13 protein-coding genes are annotated in these 18,000 nt (G+C 55.1%); 10 read left to right on the top strand and 3 right to left on the bottom strand.

What is annotated here, in order from left to right; translation table 11 throughout:
- Positions 1-257: 257 nt before the first annotated feature.
- Genes actP through acs form a run of 3 tightly spaced genes read right to left on the bottom strand, consistent with a single transcriptional unit; the run spans position 258 to position 4,232 of the window.
- Positions 258-1,910 (bottom strand): cation/acetate symporter ActP, encoded by a 1,653-nt coding sequence (gene actP / locus JK232_RS10275; protein ID WP_101828215.1) that lies wholly within the window; start codon positions 1,908-1,910, stop codon positions 258-260.
- Entirely contained in the window at positions 1,907-2,218 is a 312-nt protein-coding gene (locus JK232_RS10270; RefSeq protein ID WP_072926941.1) for a DUF485 domain-containing protein, read from the bottom strand. Before JK232_RS10270 ends, actP begins: the two co-directional genes overlap by 4 nt.
- A 52-nt stretch (positions 2,219-2,270) precedes the next feature.
- Positions 2,271-4,232, bottom strand: coding sequence for an acetate--CoA ligase (gene acs / locus JK232_RS10265; protein WP_072926942.1), 1,962 nt, complete (start codon positions 4,230-4,232; stop codon positions 2,271-2,273).
- Positions 4,233-5,110: 878 nt separating this feature from the next.
- On the opposite strand from acs, the gene gltP reads away from it, so the two are divergent.
- The 10 genes from gltP (at position 5,111) to cas3f (ending at position 17,937) form a co-directional block, all read left to right on the top strand.
- Positions 5,111-6,427: a glutamate/aspartate:proton symporter GltP gene (gltP, locus tag JK232_RS10260; RefSeq protein WP_072926944.1), complete on the top strand. Its 1,317-nt coding sequence runs from the start codon at positions 5,111-5,113 to the stop codon at positions 6,425-6,427.
- A gap of 149 nt (positions 6,428-6,576) precedes the next feature.
- The gene (locus JK232_RS10255) at positions 6,577-7,614 is read left to right on the top strand and encodes a dipeptidase (RefSeq protein ID WP_072926946.1); all 1,038 of its coding nucleotides are present in this window, start codon (positions 6,577-6,579) and stop codon (positions 7,612-7,614) included.
- Between the two features lie 221 nt (positions 7,615-7,835).
- Entirely contained in the window at positions 7,836-7,907 is a 72-nt protein-coding gene (gene pqqA / locus JK232_RS10250; protein ID WP_071822147.1) for a pyrroloquinoline quinone precursor peptide PqqA, read from the top strand.
- A gap of 58 nt (positions 7,908-7,965) precedes the next feature.
- Positions 7,966-8,877, top strand: a complete 912-nt coding sequence (gene pqqB / locus JK232_RS10245; protein ID WP_212589127.1) for a pyrroloquinoline quinone biosynthesis protein PqqB — start codon at positions 7,966-7,968, stop codon at positions 8,875-8,877.
- 9 nt (positions 8,878-8,886) lie between these two features.
- Positions 8,887-9,654, top strand: a complete 768-nt coding sequence (gene pqqC, locus JK232_RS10240; protein ID WP_072926950.1) for a pyrroloquinoline-quinone synthase PqqC — start codon at positions 8,887-8,889, stop codon at positions 9,652-9,654.
- Positions 9,651-9,932: a pyrroloquinoline quinone biosynthesis peptide chaperone PqqD gene (gene pqqD, locus JK232_RS10235; RefSeq protein WP_072926952.1), complete on the top strand. Its 282-nt coding sequence runs from the start codon at positions 9,651-9,653 to the stop codon at positions 9,930-9,932. The genes pqqC and pqqD overlap by 4 nt, the downstream gene beginning before the upstream one ends.
- Positions 9,925-11,058, top strand: a complete 1,134-nt coding sequence (gene pqqE, locus JK232_RS10230) for a pyrroloquinoline quinone biosynthesis protein PqqE (RefSeq protein WP_072926953.1) — start codon at positions 9,925-9,927, stop codon at positions 11,056-11,058. Before pqqD ends, pqqE begins: the two co-directional genes overlap by 8 nt.
- Before the next feature lie 7 nt (positions 11,059-11,065).
- Positions 11,066-13,450, top strand: a complete 2,385-nt coding sequence (pqqF, locus tag JK232_RS10225) for a pyrroloquinoline quinone biosynthesis protein PqqF (protein WP_212589126.1) — start codon at positions 11,066-11,068, stop codon at positions 13,448-13,450.
- Between the two features lie 231 nt (positions 13,451-13,681).
- Positions 13,682-14,656 carry a type I-F CRISPR-associated endonuclease Cas1f gene (cas1f, locus tag JK232_RS10220; protein WP_212589125.1) on the top strand — a complete coding sequence of 325 codons (975 nt, stop codon included), beginning with the start codon at positions 13,682-13,684 and terminating at the stop codon, positions 14,654-14,656.
- Positions 14,653-17,937 (top strand): type I-F CRISPR-associated helicase Cas3f, encoded by a 3,285-nt coding sequence (cas3f, locus tag JK232_RS10215; protein WP_212589124.1) that lies wholly within the window; start codon positions 14,653-14,655, stop codon positions 17,935-17,937. Before cas1f ends, cas3f begins: the two co-directional genes overlap by 4 nt.
- Positions 17,938-18,000 lie beyond the last annotated feature (63 nt).

Genomic DNA, 18,000 nt, shown 5'->3' with positions numbered 1-18,000 from the left:
CCCATGCGAGAGTAGGGAACTGCCAGGCATCAAATCAAGCACGAGGCCATCCGCAAGGATGGCCTTTTTGCTATGGAAAAAAGAGTGTGTTCATTTGAAATACCTTTTTTGGGTGTTTTTCCATCAACACGCCTAACGGCTCACCCCCTTATTTCTTTAAGCATGGCTGTATTTAGCGCCGTTAAAAGTAACAAGGCATAAAAAAGCCACCGCATCGGGTGGCTTTGGTCCTACATACATCTTTGTGCTCAATGTTTTTAATGCTGCACGCCCTGCGAAATACCTACACCGGTCTGAGAGCGAACAAATTGTGAGAAGAACCGGGCGCGTTCCTGTCTTCCTTGTTCCGAATGGTCAGTGATGGAAAACAGCCAGGTCCCCACAAAGGCAACGATCATAGAGAACAGAGCGGGGTACTCATAAGGGTAGATAGGCGTCGCATGGCCAAGGATCTGCACCCAAATCGTCGGCCCCAGAATCATCAGAATAACGGCTGTTAACAGCCCCAGCCAACCGCCAATCATTGCACCACGGGTCGTCAGTTTAGCCCAGTACATCGACAATATAATGATAGGGAAATTACAGCTTGCCGCGATGGAGAAGGCTAGCCCTACCATGAAGGCAATATTCTGTTTTTCAAACAGAATACCCAGCCCTATTGCCACCACTCCCAGAATCACGACGGTAATTTTAGAAACCCGCAATTCATCATGTTCAGTTGCTTTCCCTTCTTTGATCACGCTGGCGTACAAATCATGGGAAACCGCTGACGCACCTGCGAGAGTCAGGCCGGCAACCACGGCCAGTATGGTGGCAAACGCAACGGCCGAGATAAAGCCGAGGAAGAAGTTCCCGCCAACGGCATTGGCCAGATGAACAGCTGCCATATTGGTGCCACCGAGCAGTGCGCCGGTCGCATCTTTAAAGGCAGGGTTACTGCCGACCAGGAAAATTGCGCCAAACCCGATAATAAACGTCAGGATATAGAAGTAACCAATAAAGCCGGTCGCGTAAAACACGCTTTTACGTGCCTCTTTGGCATCATGCACGGTAAAGAAGCGCATCAGAATATGAGGCAAACCGGCAGTACCAAACATCAATGCCAGGCCGAGTGACAGCGCAGAGATAGGATCAGAAACCAGCCCGCCAGGGCTCATGATGGCAAGGCCTTTAGGATGAACTCTGATGGCTTCTGTGAACAGCGTGTTGAAGTCAAAGTTTACAGACTTCATGACCATTAGCGCCATAAAGCTGGCCCCGGACAGCAGCAGCACGGCTTTGATAATCTGCACCCAGGTTGTGGCCAACATGCCGCCGAACAGCACGTACATCACCATCAATATCCCGACCAGTATCACTGCAACATGGTAATTGAGGCCAAACAGCAGTTGGATCAATTTCCCGGCGCCCACCATCTGCGCGATGAGATAAAGCGCCACAACCACCAGTGACCCACAGGCAGAAAGGGTACGGATTGGTTTCTGCTGGAGCCGGTAGGAAGCGACATCCGCAAAGGTATAACGCCCCAGGTTACGCAGGCGTTCCGCAATTAAGAACAGAATAATAGGCCAACCAATCAGGAACCCAATCGAGTAGATTAGCCCGTCATACCCTGAGGTATACACCAGGGCTGAAATCCCCAGGAAAGAGGCCGCTGACATAAAATCACCGGCAATAGCCAGGCCATTCTGGAAACCGGTGATCCTGCCGCCGGCGGTATAGTAATCCTGACGGGAGCGGGTACGTTTGGACGCCCAATAAGTGATGTAAAGCGTTGCGCCGACAAACAGCACAAACATGATAATTGCCTGAATATTCAGGGGCTGTTGTTGCACGTCACCTGCCACACGAGCGGCAGCAAGAGAAGGCAGGGCAGACAACGCCAGCAAGGTTAAAAGCCGGATTTTCATGGCTTCACCTCACGCACAATTTCATGCGTCAGGCGGTCAAACTCGCCGTTGGCACGGTAAACGTAGATCCCGGTCAGTACAAAAGAGATAACGATCAGACCAATGCCAACCGGGATACCGCGGGTTATTACTGTATCGTCAGAAAGTGGCGTGCCCAGCCATTGCGGATCAAAGGCAATCAGCAGAATAAAACAAACATACAGGGCCAGTGTAATGAGCGAAAGCAGCCAGGCAAAGCGGCCACGTTTTTGCACCAATTCCCTGAAGCGCGGGTTCCGTTCAATCCCTTGATAAGTAGCATCATTCATCGCAATCTCCTGTGAGGCATTGAGTGAGAACACCGCGCTCAGGCGGTGTAAATTACGGTGTGACGTTCATTGATTGTTTTTCTTCCAATAACTTCTCTACGACACCAGGGTCGGCCAGGGTCGAGGTATCTCCAAAATTGGTGGTATCACCGGCCGCAATTTTGCGCAGTATGCGCCGCATAATTTTGCCGGAACGGGTCTTCGGTAATGAATCTGTCCAATGCAGGATATCGGGCGTAGCGATAGACCCTATCTCTTTGCGTACCCAGTTACGCACTTCGGTATAGAGCTCGGGCGTCGGTTCTTCGCCGTGATTCAGCGTGACATAAGCGTAAATTGCCTGTCCTTTGATGTTATGCGGGATCCCTACCACGGCCGCTTCTGCGATTTTCGGATGGGAAACCAAGGCAGATTCAATCTCGGCGGTACCCAGGCGGTGGCCGGAAATATTCAGCACGTCATCAACGCGGCCGGTGATCCAGTAATAGCCGTCCTCATCCCGGCGGGCACCATCGCCGCTGAAATACATATTCTTAAACGTAGAGAAATAGGTCTGCTCGAAACGCTCATGATCGCCATACAGCGTACGTGCCTGGCCCGGCCAGGAGTCGGTGATCACCAGGTTACCTTCACAGGCACCGGATTGCGGATTGCCTTCGTTATCGACTAATGCAGGCTGAACGCCAAAGAAGGGGCGGGTCGCGGAGCCGGCTTTCAGCTCTGTTGCGCCCGGCAATGGGGTAATCATGAAGCCGCCGGTTTCGGTCTGCCACCAGGTATCGACGATCGGGCAGTTATCGTTACCGATTTTATGGTAATACCACTCCCAGGCTTCCGGGTTAATCGGCTCACCGACCGATCCCATAATGCGCAGCGACGTGCGGGAGGTGCCTTCAATCGCCTTATCTCCTTCGGCCATTAATGCGCGGATGGCGGTAGGGGCGGTATAGAGAATATTGACCTGATGCTTATCAACCACCTGGGCCAGGCGGTTAACGGTCGGATAATTGGGTACGCCTTCGAACATCAGCGTAATGGCACCACAGGCCAGCGGGCCATACAGCAAATAGCTGTGGCCGGTCACCCAGCCGACATCGGCGGTACACCAATAAATTTCACCGGGATGGTAATCGAACACATATTTAAATGTCAGGGCGGCATACACCAGATACCCGCCGGTGGTATGCAGCACCCCTTTAGGCTTGCCGGTCGAGCCGGAGGTATACAGGATAAACAGCGGATCTTCAGCCTGCATCTCTTCCGGCGGGCATGTATCCGGAAGATCGGCAATTACCTCATGCCACCAGAGGTCACGCCCGGCTTGCCAGTCACCCTGTTTACCGGTGCGGCGCAGCACGATACTGTGAGTAATTGAGGTCACGCCTGGGTTTTTCAGCGCATCGTCCACGTTTTTCTTTAACGGGATTGTCCGGCCGGCCCGCAGTCCTTCGTCAGCGGTAATCACCAGTTTGGCGTTGGAATCGATAATACGCCCGGCGACGGCGTCCGGTGAGAATCCACCAAAAATGACGGAGTGCACGGCACCAATACGGGCGCACGCCAGCATAGCAACGGCCGCTTCCGGTACCATCGGCATATAGATGGCGACCACGTCTCCTTTCGTGACGCCTAATTTTTTCAAGGCATTGGCGAAACGGCAGACGTCCTGATGCAATTCACGGTAGGTCAGGGTTTTACCCGCTTCCTGTGGGTCATCCGCTTCCCAGATGATAGCGGTCTGATCGCCTCGTTCTGCAAGATGACGATCCAGGCAGTTGGCGGCAAGATTCAGGGTACCGTCTTCAAACCAGCGGATATCAACATTACCGGGTGCAAAGGATGTATTTTTAACTTTGCTGTAAGGCTTTATCCACTCGAGGATTTTGCCGTGCTCGGCCCAGAAGGCCTCCGGGTTTTCAACAGACTGTTGATAATACTGGTGATATTGTTCTGGATTGATCAGGGCATGTTCTGCAATAGCAGCAGGGATCGGGTGCTTATGAATCTGGCTCATCGTCATTTCTCCTTGAAGTTGTTAATAGTATGTCAACCATAAGTTAATTGTAGTGTGCCTTGGTTCTTTGTTCGCTTTTTGGGCGACAGATCACGCAACACGTAACTTTTTATGAAATAGCTGAGAAATTAATCACTTCTGAAGAAAAAAACGTCACGCCTGACGGTGACAAAAGGGCTTGAAAACGGCTTGCATTCGCGTCAAAAAGAGAAGAAATAGTGCATAAAAGCCAATAACACGCACAGAAAGGCAAAATGGCTTTTATTTAGCTTCAGCCTATTGGTTATATAGGTTGAACAATAGAAGCCCTGCACAATGTTTTTGCGCGATTCCCCGTGTTGCCCTGAAATAGCGAAACCGGCACAGAAAACGCAGGGGGTTATTGCCGGGAAAAGAGATAAAGAACCGGGTGACGCTTATTTAAAACAGGAACAAAGCGGGTAAAACAGAGGGATAAAACGGAAACATCCTATTCCCCTGTTAAAAAAGAGGAATATTAAGCCGGTTAATTATTAACATCCTATAAACATAATGCTGACCAGGTCTGAATAATTATTGAGCAAAAGGCCAATTTTTTTCAGCGGCGATTTTAGGCGCTTTTCCTATGGCATTGTGAATTATGACAAAATTAAAACAAGAAATAACATAAACTTATGGCGACACCTTCTGAGCATAGGTTTTATGTATGGTTGTTTTGCGCAAATTGCATACAAAATCAACGCTTGCAGGAAGACGGTGCAAAATGATACTGATTTACCCGGCTTGCATCTGACGGGAAGCTGCAATGCTCATCTCATTAACTATAGCCCGTATGCAATGATTAAGTTCTCTTTTCCCCTTATTAAAAGGAGAAAGGAGGCTTTGAGGACTTTTTCGGTATGAGAAGTGTTAAAATCAGCCTCGCCTGGCAAATCCTGATCGCATTAGTATTAGGTATTATCGTTGGTGCTGTATTACATAACCAGACAGAATCTAAAGACTGGTTAATTGATAATTTTCTTAATCCGGCCGGAAATATCTTTATCCGCCTGATTAAAATGATTGTCGTGCCTATTGTTATCTCGACGCTGATAGTAGGTATTGCGGGTGTCGGTGATGCCAAAAAGCTGGGCCGCATCGGATTGAAAACCATTATATATTTTGAAGTGGTCACGACAGTTGCTATTGTGGTGGGAATTACACTGGCTAATGTTTTTCAACCCGGTCACGGTATCGATATGTCGACGCTGGCAGTGGTCGATATTTCACAATATGAGAAAACCACGGAAACTGTGCAAACCGGCGGCCATAGCCTGGTGAACACGATCCTGTCGCTAATTCCGTCGAACATCTTCGCATCGATGGTAAAAGGCGACATGTTGCCGATCATTTTCTTCTCTGTTCTGTTTGGCCTGGGCCTTTCTTCCCTGCCGGCAGAAACCAAAGAGCCGCTGCTGAAAGTATTTAAAGCAGTGTCAGAGAGCATGTTTAAAGTCACTAACATGATCATGCGTTATGCACCGATTGGTGTATTTGGCCTGATTGCCGTGACGGTAGCGAACTTTGGTTTTGCGTCATTATTGCCGCTCGCCAAACTGATGCTGCTGGTTTACTTTGCGATTGTGTTCTTTGCCCTGGTGATTCTGGGCGGGATTGCACGGCTGTGTAAACTGCGCATTATGACCTTAATCCGTATTTTGAAAGATGAGCTGATCCTCTCCTATTCTACCTCCAGTTCGGAAACCGTTCTGCCGCGTATTATTGAGAAGATGGAAGCCTATGGCGCGCCAAAAGCGATTACCAGCTTTGTGGTGCCGACCGGCTATTCCTTTAACCTGGATGGTTCAACGCTCTATCAAAGTATCGCCGCTATCTTTATTGCACAGCTCTACGGCATTGACCTGTCGCTCGGCCAGGAAGTTATTCTGGTCCTGACGCTGATGGTGACGTCAAAAGGGATCGCGGGCGTACCGGGCGTCTCCTTTGTGGTTCTGCTGGCGACCCTCGGCAGTGCCGGCATTCCGCTGGAAGGCCTGGCCTTTATTGCCGGGGTTGACCGCCTGCTGGACATGGCGCGTACCGCACTGAACGTTGTAGGGAATGCCCTGGCCGTGCTGGTCATTGCGAAATGGGAAAACCAGTTCGACGAGAAAAAAGCGGCCCGCTATGAAAAGCGGATGCTGATTGAAAAAGCGCGTGAGCTGAAACAATCCTGATTCAGGTGACGTGAAAAAAGGGAACTGCCCAGGCAGTTCCCTTTTTTATTGGGGATCTTTTGTTGCATAACTAAAGACTTTCTTACTTGCACGGTTTCCGGCCTTTCCGTATAACGAGGCAGATCCCCCTTTTTGCACACTGAATTCCTATGAATAACGCGCACAGCTTGCCGGTGTTTGACGGGCATAACGATCTTTTGCTCAGCCTCTGGCTGCATCATGATGAACACCCTGGCCGGGCCTTTGTCGAGGGGCCGCTGAAAGGGCACCTGGATTTGCCGCGTGCGCGCCTGGGCGGGTTTGCTGGTGGGCTGTTTGCGGTGTTTGTGCCGCCCGCGGACTATGCCGCACAGATGAAACCCGCCATCGCTGACGCCCCGCACGACCCCCTAGGCATTACCCGCCGCCAGATTGCCATCCTCCATCAGATTGAAGCGGAATCGGCCGGCCAGGCCAGGCTCTGCCGCTCGGTGCAGGAGATTGAACAGTGTATCGGGCAGGGCGTGCTGGCGATGGTGCTGCACATTGAGGGCGCCGAAGCCCTGGATGATGAACTTGCCTTGCTGGACGAATTCTATGATGCTGGCGTGCGCAGCATCGGGCCATTCTGGAACCTGCCGAACCAGTTTGGTGTCGGCATCAGCGGCGGTTTTCCCGGTTCACCAGACAGCGGCGACGGGCTGACGCCGGCAGGCAAGGCGCTGCTGCGAGCCTGCAACCGTAAGCGGATCATGATTGATGTGTCGCATATGAATGAGAAAGCATTCTGGCAGACGGCGGATATCAGTGATGCGCCGCTGGTGGCCACCCATTCCAACGCCCATGCACTGTGCGCCCAGCCCCGGAATCTCACGGATAAGCAACTGGTCGCGATTCGTGACAGTGATGGGCTGGTCGGGGTGAACTTCGGAAATGCGTTCCTGCGCGAAGACGGGAAACGTGATGGAAACACGCCGATAACAGAAATCGTCAAACATCTGGATTACCTGATCGCTACACTGGGCGAAGACCGGGTAGCCTTCGGTTCTGATTTTGATGGCATCAGCGTTCCCGATGAACTGGGTGATGTCACCGGACTGCCCCGGCTGTTACAGGCGCTGGCTCAGGCGGGCTATGGCCGTGAACTGATTGAAAAAATCACCTGGCGTAACTGGCTGCGGGTACTGAAACGCACCTGGGGCGGCTAAGCCCGGCGGGTGTTGCCTGATGATAGCCACGGCGTATTAAGGGTTGATAAACCATTTACATTAGAGCAACATCAGCGCCGCTAAATCGTTGCGGCCCGGCAACACGCCGGGTTGACCTGCCAACAGGTTTTATCCCTGCTGAATTTGACAATCCGCGTATTGTTTGCCGCAATAAGTTAAGCATTGATTGAATGCTTTTTAACATCCAGAGGATAACCACCATGTGGACTAAACCTAAATTTGTTGACCTGCGTCTCGGCCTGGAAGTGACTCTGTACATCTCCAACCGTTGATCCTTATGCCCACGGCCTGGCTGTGGGCATCTTCTTTCTTTCCCTTCTCGGTCTACACATGCAGATTAAAGTTCTCGGTTCTGCGGCAGGCGGCGGCTTTCCGCAATGGAACTGCAATTGCCGGAATTGCCAGGGTGTACGCGAGGGCACGCTTAAGGCGTCGCGCCGTACACAATCTTCCATCGCTGTCAGCGACAACGGCAAAGAGTGGGTGCTGTGCAATGTCTCGCCTGACATCTGCCACCAGCTCGCGGCCTCGCCCGAACTCAATAAGCCTGAAGTGCTGCGCGGCACCGGCATCGGCGCGATTATCCTGACCGACAGCCAGATTGACCACTGCGCCGGGTTGCTCAACCTGCGTGAGGGCTGCCCGCACCATGTCTGGTGTACGCCGGAAGTGCACGATGATCTCACCACCGGTTTCCCGGTATTCACCATGCTTTCCCACTGGAACGGCGGCCTGATTCACCACGGCATTACCCCGCATGAGGCGTTCACCACGTCTGCGTGCACGACGATCCGCTTTACCGCCATCCCGTTGCTGAGTAACGCGCCGCCCTATTCGCAATACCGTGGTAAACCGCTGCCCGGCCATAACGTGGCCCTGTTTATTGAAGACACCGCCAGCGGCCGTACGCTGCTCTATGCCCCAGGGCTGGGCGAACCGGATGACGCGCTGCTGGGCTGGATGAAAAAAGCGGATTGCCTGCTGATTGACGGCACCCTGTGGCGTGACAATGAGCTCGCGGATACCGGCGTCGGCTGCAACACCGGCAAAGATATGGGTCACCTGGCCCTGTCGGAAGAGACCGGTCTGGCGGCGCTGCTGCGTACCTTGCCGGCCAAACGCAAAATCCTTATCCATATCAACAATACCAACCCGATCCTTGATGAAGATTCCGCTGAGCGCCACCTGCTGACGCAGCAGGGCATTGAGGTCAGCTGGGACGGTATGACGATTGATCTTTAGGTAATGACAATGAATCCACAACAGACCTCCGCGCAACTGATGACGCCGCAAGAATTTGAGCAGGCGCTGCGCGCCAAGGGTGCGTATTACCATATTCATCACCCTTACCATATTGCGATGCATAACGGCCAGGCGACGGTAGAGCAGATCCAGGGCTGGGTCGCCAACCGGTTCTACTACCAGACCAGCATCCCGCTGAAAGATGCCGCCATCATGGCGAACTGCCCGCACCCGGAAACGCGCCGTAAATGGGTACAGCGCATTCTCGACCATGACGGCAGCCAGGGCCAGGAGGGGGGCATTGAGGCGTGGTTACGGCTGGGTGAAGCCGTGGGCCTGAAACGCGAGGTGCTGTTGTCGGAGGAGCGGGTATTGCCCGGCGTGCGTTTTGCCGTGGACGCCTACGTTAACTTCGCGCGCCGCGCCAACTGGCAGGAAGCCGCGTGCAGCTCGCTGACCGAGCTGTTTGCGCCGCAGATCCACCAGTCACGCCTCGACAGCTGGCCACAGCATTACACATGGATTGACGCTGAAGGTTACGGCTACTTCCGCAGTCGCCTGAGCCAGGCTAACCGCGATGTTGAGCATGGACTGGCGCTGGCGCTGGAATATTGCGACACCGTAGAGAAACAACAGCGTATGCTGGAGATCCTGCAATTCAAGCTGGATATCCTCTGGAGTATGCTGGATGCGATGACCATGGCGTATGCGCTGAACCGCCCGCCTTATCACACCGTGACGCAGCAACCCGTCTGGCACACAGAGAGACTCGTATGATCGAGATTAACGTACAAAGCACCCCGGTTTTCCGCCGCGGGTATCGGCTGCAATGGGAAAAAGTGCAAGATTGCCATGTGATCCTGTACCCCGAAGGCATGGCGAAGCTCAATGAGAGCGCCACCGCCATTTTGCAGCTGGTGGACGGCAAACAAACCGTCGCCGAGATCATTGCCGCGTTGGACGCGCGTTTTCCTGATGCCGGAGGGGTCGGTGAAGATGTGAAGGAGTTCTTCATCAGCGCCTATGAACAAAAGTGGATCATGTTCCGTGAGTGAGTCCAAACCACAGGTCAACCCGCCGCTCTGGTTGCTGGCGGAGCTGACATACCGTTGTCCGTTGCAATGCCCGTACTGCTCCAACCCGATCGATTTCGCGAAGCAGGAAAAAGAGCTGACCACCGAACAGTGGATTGAGGTGTTCCGCCAGGCGCGCGAACTGGGCAGTGTGCAGCTTGGTTTCTCCGGCGGCGAACCGCTGGTGCGTAAAGATCTGCCGGAGCTGATCAAAGCCGCGCACGATATGGGGTTCTACACCAACCTCATTACCTCGGGCATCGGCCTGACCGAGAAGAAGCTGGTGGCGTTCAGTGACGCCGGGCTGGACCATATCCAGATCAGTTTCCAGGCCAGCGATGAAACGCTGAATGCCGCGCTGGCCGGTTCGAAAAAAGCGTTCCAGCAAAAGCTGGAGATGGCGAAAGCGGTGAAAGCACAGGGCTACCCGATGGTGCTCAACTTTGTGCTGCACCGGCACAACATCGACCAGATCGACCGCATCATTGAGCTGTGTATTGAACTGGAAGCGGATGATGTGGAACTGGCGACCTGCCAGTTCTACGGCTGGGCGCACCTGAACCGTGAAGGGCTGCTGCCGACGCGTGAACAAATTGCGCGGGCCGAGGCGACCGTGCAGGTGTACCGCGAGCGTATGGCCGCCAGCGGCAATCTGGCCAATTTGCTGTTCGTCACACCAGATTATTACGAAGAGCGCCCGAAAGGCTGCATGGGCGGCTGGGGCGCGATTTTCCTCAGCGTGACGCCGGAAGGTGACGCGCTGCCGTGCCACAGCGCCCGCCAGTTGCCGGTAAAATTCCCGTCGGTGCTGGAACATAGCCTGGAGCACATCTGGTATGACTCCTTTGGCTTCAACCGTTACCGGGGCTATGACTGGATGCCGGAGCCGTGCCGTTCCTGCCCGGAGAAAGAGAAAGATTACGGCGGTTGCCGCTGCCAGGCGTACATGCTGACCGGCAACGCGGATAACGCCGACCCGGTCTGCTCCAAATCACCGCACCACGGCAAAATTCTGGCGGCGCGTGAAGAGGCCAACTGCACTACGATGAAAATCGACCAGCTGACCTTCCGCAACCGTGTTAACTCCCAGCTGATCTTCAAGGTCTGATTTCCGGATGCATCAGGCGCGCGCCACGCTGCAACTGCCGAATGGCTTGCAGGTTCATCTGATCTGCCGGCCGGAGGCGACCCGCGCCGCGGCACTGGTGCAGGTCGGCGTCGGCAGCCACGATGAACCTGACGCGTGGCCGGGGCTGGCGCATTTACTGGAACATCTGCTGTTTGCCGGCAGTGACGGTTTTCAGGGCAGCGACCGGCTGATGGCCTGGATACAGGCAGCGGGTGGGCGGGTCAACGCCATGACGCTGGCGACTGCCACGGCCTTTTTCTTTGAGGCCGGTGCGCAGCAGCTCGAACCGGGGCTGGCGCGGCTGGTAGATATGCTGGCCTCGCCGTTGCTGACGCCGGAGGCGCAACAGCAGGAAACCGCGATCATTGACGCCGAATACCGCCTGCTGCGCACCCACGCAGAGACGCTGCGTGCGGCCGCCCTGATGCAGACGCTTGACGGGCCGCCCGGCCTGCACCGTTTTCATGTCGGCAGCCTGGCGAGCTTTAGCAGCGATCCTGACGCCCTGCAACAGGCGCTACGGGATTATCACCAGCGCTTCTACCACGCTGCGAATATGACGCTGTGGCTGCAAGGCCCCGGCACCCTGGACGAACTCTCCCAGCTCGCACACCACTACGGTGAACAGCTGCCCACCGCTGACGTGCCGCATTTCCCGGTCGCGCAGCCGGTCACACTCGCCGCCCGGCGTAACCTGGCGGTGAATGTCCGTGGCGTACCACACGTGCGACTGGCGTTTTTACTGCCTTCTACGGTTCCGGCGACGGCATTGACCCTATTCCGGCAGTGGGTGACGGATGAAGCGGGGCAGGGGCTGCTCGCGACCCTGCGCGCCCGCGGCCTGTGTGATGAGGTACAGGTATTGATCGCCTATCGCTCCGCTGAGGCGTGGGTGATATCACTGGCGTTCAGCGGCGGTGGCCTGCAACTGCCGATGCATACAGAGATCGAGGCGTTGTTTCACTCATGGCGGCAGGCATTGGTGCCGCTCTCTGATACGCACCTGCACCACTACGCGCAACTGGCGCGCCGTCAGGCTGACCAGCAGACGCCGCTCGATCACCTGCGCGATCAGGCATTTGGTTTCCCGCCGATGGGTGAGATCGACGCGGCCTTTATCCGCGGCTGGCAACAGTTGCTTGCGCACCTGACCCCGGCGCAGATGGCCAGGGTGTGGGCCGCACCGGATGTGGAAGGCGAGACGGTATGCGTACAGGGATTCCCCCTTGTGCTGACGGCGTTTACGCCTGCCGCGCCACCGTTGTTCAGCGCGCCGGTGTGGCGCTTCCATCCGGCTCCCTATGACGACGTTCCTACGCCGCTGCCCGCCGCGTCTGTGCCGCTGCCGCATCTTCATCCCGCTGACAGCGAGGGGATGCTGCTGCTGCGCCCGGCAGCGGGCAGCGATCTCTCGGGGAGCTGGGGCCATACCGTTCGTTGCGCCTTGCAGACGCTGGCGGGGGATATGGCCCACCGGAGCGGTGAGCTGACCTTTGCGCGCTATCAGGGCATCTGGCTGCTGACCTGCCGGGGCAATGCGGCGGCGCTGTCTTTCGCGTTGCATCACCTTACGCACACGCTTGGGCATCTACCGGCAAGTGTGATGGCGCAGGGCGCGCGGGCCGCCAGAGAGGAGCGTGAAGCACAGCGCACCGACATCCCGGTGCGGGCATTGTTGAGCCAGTTACCGTATGCACTGTCCGCGTGCCCGGATGAGCAGGGCGCATTCCCAACACACTGGGCAGCGAGCCTCTACGGCGGCGATCCGGCATTGCATCGCCGGCTTTCCCATCTGCTGGCTGCGTTTCCCGGCACGCTGAACGCGCCATCTGCCCTGGCTCCGCCTGCAAAACCACCTGCTCGCCGGGAATGGACGATCACCTCAGAGAGCCAGGACCACGCACTGTTAATCTTCTGCCCGCTGAGCAAGGTTACCGCCACCACGCTGGCTGCCGGGCAACTGCTGGCGATGTTTTACGAGCCGCGGTTCTTCCAGCGGTTACGGGTCGAGATGAATATCGGTTATGTGGTGAGCTGCCGCTTCCACCATAGCGCTGACCGCCCCGGCATCCTGTTTGCCCTGCAATCCCCGCACCTGACAGCCGCGCAACTGCTGCGCCACACCCACGACTTCCTCAACAGCATAACCGCCGAACTTGCCGCATTACCGGCAGACGCCCTGGCCTCCCATCAGGATGCGCTGCTGGCGCTGCAACACCCGGCAGACGACCTCACCGACCGCGCCTGGTCGGCGTGGAAAAACCTCCCTCTTACGGAAACGGCTATCCGCCGGTTGGAGCAGACCCAGCTGCTCAACGCCCATAAAACACTTATCAGCCGGCACAGGGATTGGGTAGTGCTAAGCCATTAAGGAAAGCAAAAAATTATTCTTGTCTTTAAATTATTTGGTTAATGAATATATACACATTTACTTATTGTTTTCTTAATCGGAGTAAATGCGCCTTTTATTGCCGAAATGCTGTCTACGTATCGGTATAAAAATATCTTTCTGATTCCGCTCTCATTATCATCATTGCTGCATTGCCCTGGCGACTCGCTAAAAAGAGTATTTCATGACGTTCTTATTAGACGAGTCTCCATTATGTCGACTGCATTAATTACCCCGTCCGATCTGAAAACCATTCTGCATTCTAAACGTGCAAACATTTATTACCTGCAATACTGCCGGGTATTGGTCAATGGCGGACGTGTGGAGTACGTCACTGACAAAGGAAAAACGTCGCTGTACTGGAACATCCCTATTGCGAACACCAGCGTTGTGATGCTGGGAACCGGCACCTCCATCACACAAGCCGCTATGCGTGAATTTGCACGGGCCGGAGTCTTGGTCGGGTTTTGTGGCGGGGGCGGGACACCGCTGTATGCAGGGAATGAAGTCGATATTGATGTTTCGTGGCTAACCCCCCAAAGCGAATACCGGCCTACCCAGTATCTACAGCAGTGGCTCTCTTTTTGGTTCGATGAGGAAAAGCGCCTTCTGGCTGCCCGCCGTTTTCAGCATATCAGGCTCAGGCAAATTGAACGTTGCTGGCTGGGAAATGGGGGGCGGCGTGAAACCCATTTCAAACCGGAAGAAGCCCAGTTACGTGCTTTGCTGCACCGTTATCGTCAGGGAATTGAACATGCAGGCTCTCATACTGACATGTTGTTACAAGAAGCCCAATTGACCAAAGCACTCTATAAACTGGCTGCTGAAACGGTGCAGTACGGGCGCTTCAGCCGGGCAAAGCGCGGTGCCGGGACTGACAGCGCAAACCAGTTTCTCGACCATGGTAATTACCTGGCTTATGGGTTAGCCGCAGTGGCTGCCTGGGTAACAGGTATTCCTTATGGGCTGGCTGTATTACATGGTAAAACCCGGCGTGGTGGGCTGGTGTTTGATATTGCCGATCTCGTTAAAGATGCGCTGGTTTTACCCTATGCGTTTATTGCCGCAATGGAAGGCGAGGATGAACAAACATTCCGCCAACGCTGTATCTCCGGCTTTCAACAGGCAGAAGCGCTGGATGTGATGATTGCCTCATTGCAGGAGACCGCAGAGGTATTGGCATCATGAATATTCTGTTGATCTCACAATGCAGTAAACAGGCGCGTACAGAAACGAGCCGTATCCTGGATCAATTTGCAGAGCGTAAAGGGGACAGGACCTGGCAGACGGCCATCACCCTGGAGGGCGTCAATACATTACGACGCCTGTTACGTCGTAGCGCCCGTAGGAACACGGCGGTTGCCTGCCATTGGCTGAAAAAAAACGGCCAGAGTGAGCTTCTCTGGATTGTGGGTAATGCCCGCTGTTTTAATATACAGGGCACGGTGCCTACCCATTACACCACACTGGATATTTTACGCAGCCAGCGAGAGAACGCCTGGATCTGTACTGAAGCGATTGCGTTGCTGGCTGCACTTGCCGGGCTATTTCATGATTTTGGAAAAGCGGGTTACCTGTTCCAGTACAATCTGTGCCACGCCTCAGTACGTCGTTATCAGCCATTTCGCCATGAATGGCTCTCGGTACGGTTATTCCAGGCGTTTGTCGGTGAACAACATGACAGTGAGTGGCTGGCGTTATTACACCACCCCGATCGTATTGATGAAGAGGCGATCCTTGCGCGCCTGAAGAAAGATCGGGTGAAACCCGCTCTCGATCCCAACGATCATACTGCGCCGGCCAGCCCTTTTTGTGGGATGACGCCATTGGCACAAACGGTGTGCTGGCTTCTGCTGTCACATCACCGGTTGCCGCATTATCCGGGAAGGAACCCGCCGGATATGGCTGAGAGCGCAGCATGGCTGGAGCAACAGCTTGATGCCTCCTGGAATGCCCTTAATCATTTGGCCGGGTGGACAGAAGCGGATTTCGACAGTGTCTGGACCTTTCCACACGGATTACCGTGGCACAGCGCAGCCTGGGGCAATAAAGCACATCAACTGGCGAAACGCGCCCTGAACTCCGGCGCGTTAGCGGATTTCGCCCGGCTTGATGAGGCGTTTGTTCCCCATCTGGCCCGGCTGGCGCTGATGCTGGCAGATCACCACTACTCTTCGCAGCAAACGTCTGCACACTGGCAGGATGAACACTATCCGGTCTGGGCCAATACCGACCGCGCCACCGGCCGGCTGAAGCAGCAGTTGGATGAGCACTGTGTCGGGGTCGCGCACCATGCTTTGCTGTTGGCTCGCGTACTGCCCGGTATCCGGCGGCAACTGCCGGCGATTGCCCGGCATAAAGGTTTCCGTGAGCGGGCCGCGGATGCACGCTTCCAGTGGCAGAATAAAGCCTGGGAATGCTGTGCCGGGCTGCGGGAACAGGCACAGCAGCAGGGTTTTTTCGGTATCAACCTCGCGTCTACAGGTTGCGGTAAGACATTCGCCAATGCCCGTATCATGTATGCGCTGGCGAATGAGCAGCAGGGATGCCGGTTTACGGTGGCACTGGGCCTGCGAACACTGACCCTCCAGACAGGGCAAGCGCTGCGCGAGCGCCTGCATCTTCAGCCGGATGATCTGGCCGTTATGATTGGCTCGTCCGCTGCCCGGGAGCTTTATGAACAGCAGCATCCGGAGCCGGATGACAATAGCCTGTCAGCCCAGGCACTGTTTGGAGGGCACCAATATGTGCATTACGATGGCGCGCCCGATAACAGCCCATTGCAGCACTGGCTGCAGAAAGACCCCAAACTCAAACAGCTGATTAATGCCCCCGTGCTGGTGGCGACGATTGATCATTTGATGCCGGCGACGGAAGGCACCCGCGGCGGCAAACAGCTTGCCCCTATGCTGCGGTTGCTGACCAGTGATCTGGTGCTGGATGAGCCGGACGATTTCGACCTGGCTGATGAGTACGCCCTGTGTCGCCTGGTCAACTGGGCCGGTATGCTTGGCTCGAAAGTTGTGCTCTCCTCAGCAACGTTACCCCCTTCTTTGGTACAGGCGCTTTATATTGCCTATGGCAAAGGGCGTAAGGCTTACCAGCACGCCATCGGTCAGTCACAGAATATGGCGGTTTGCTGCGCCTGGTTTGATGAGGATAAGGTTAAGCCGGGCTGTTTTAGTGATTATGAGAAGTTTCTTGAGGCTCATCAGGATTTTATAGCTGCTCGCGTTGCGCGTTTACGCAATAAACCGGCAGTGCGGCAAGGCAGCATTATCCCCGTCAAGGCCGCCGGCCGTTCTGTGCCGGAGGTCATTACAGCGGTAGCCACCACATTGCATGAGGCCATGCTGTCTCTCCATCATGCGCACCATGAATGCCATGAGCACGGTAAAAAGGTCTCCCTAGGGCTGGTGCGTATGGCAAATATTGATCCGTTGGTGGCGGTCGCCAAAGCATTGCTGCAATGCCCTTCACCACCGGGAACGCATATTCATTATTGTGTCTACCACAGTCATCACCCGACAGGAATACGCTCCCATATTGAACAGCATCTGGATCGTGCCTTTGACCGGCGTAAAACAGACGCACTCTGGAAATTGCCGGAAGTTAAGCGGGCCTTGGCCAGCTCAACAGACGAAAATCACCTGTTTGTTGTACTGGCAACGTCTGTAGTAGAAGTTGGGCGTGACTGGGATGCGGATTGGGGCATTCTGGAATGTAGCTCGGTTCGCTCGATGGTTCAGTTTGCCGGGCGTATTCAGCGCCACCGCAGGCGGGTGCCTGATTCCCCCAATATCTTCATCCTCAATAAAAATCTGCGTGCCTTGCGTCGTACCCATCCTGGGCAAGCGGTCTTCTGCCTGCCTGGCTTTGAGAACCCACATTTTCGTCTGACAAGTGACGACATGAATGACGTATTGCATGAGGAGGAGTATCGCGTCATCAGTTCTCTCCCGAGGTTGATCGAACCTCCGGCACAACGCAGCCCATACAGCACATACAGCAGCCTGACCGCGCTGGAGCACCAGCACACCCGCGAGGTGTTATTAGGCCGTGGGCAGGGCAAGCTCTCGGCGGCGCTCTGGTGGCGCCAGCCACTGCACTGGAATGATGAGTTGCAACGTCGTACCCCTTTCCGCCGCACCTCCCCTGAAGAACAGTTCTTTTTACGTATGGAGGAAGAATATGACACGCCGGGATTTTATTTTCGGGATGACGGCCCCAGCGGCTGGAAGGAAGCAGGGTGCTTTGACAGGGCAGAGGTCGAGTTTGCTGCCGGTGTCAGTGCCTGGGTAGAAACGGATTACCACACAGTATGGCTGGCGCTGGCTGAACAAAGCGATCTGTCACTGGAAGAGGTCAGTACGCGCTATGGCGAACTCTCCCTGATGTGCAGCCCAACGGAGGCACCGCAGGCGTGGTGTTTTCATCCGCTTTTAGGGGTATTCCGCGCCCTCGATTGAGGGCGGGAGTGAGTCAGCGCAAACGGTATTTTCATTACTCACGTTCATAGCAAATTAAATGGC

This window comes from Nissabacter archeti (genome assembly GCF_018257325.1).
In the GTDB taxonomy this organism is placed as follows: Bacteria; Pseudomonadota; Gammaproteobacteria; order Enterobacterales; family Enterobacteriaceae; genus Chimaeribacter; species Chimaeribacter arupi.
This window is presented reverse-complemented; position numbering and strand designations above follow the sequence as displayed.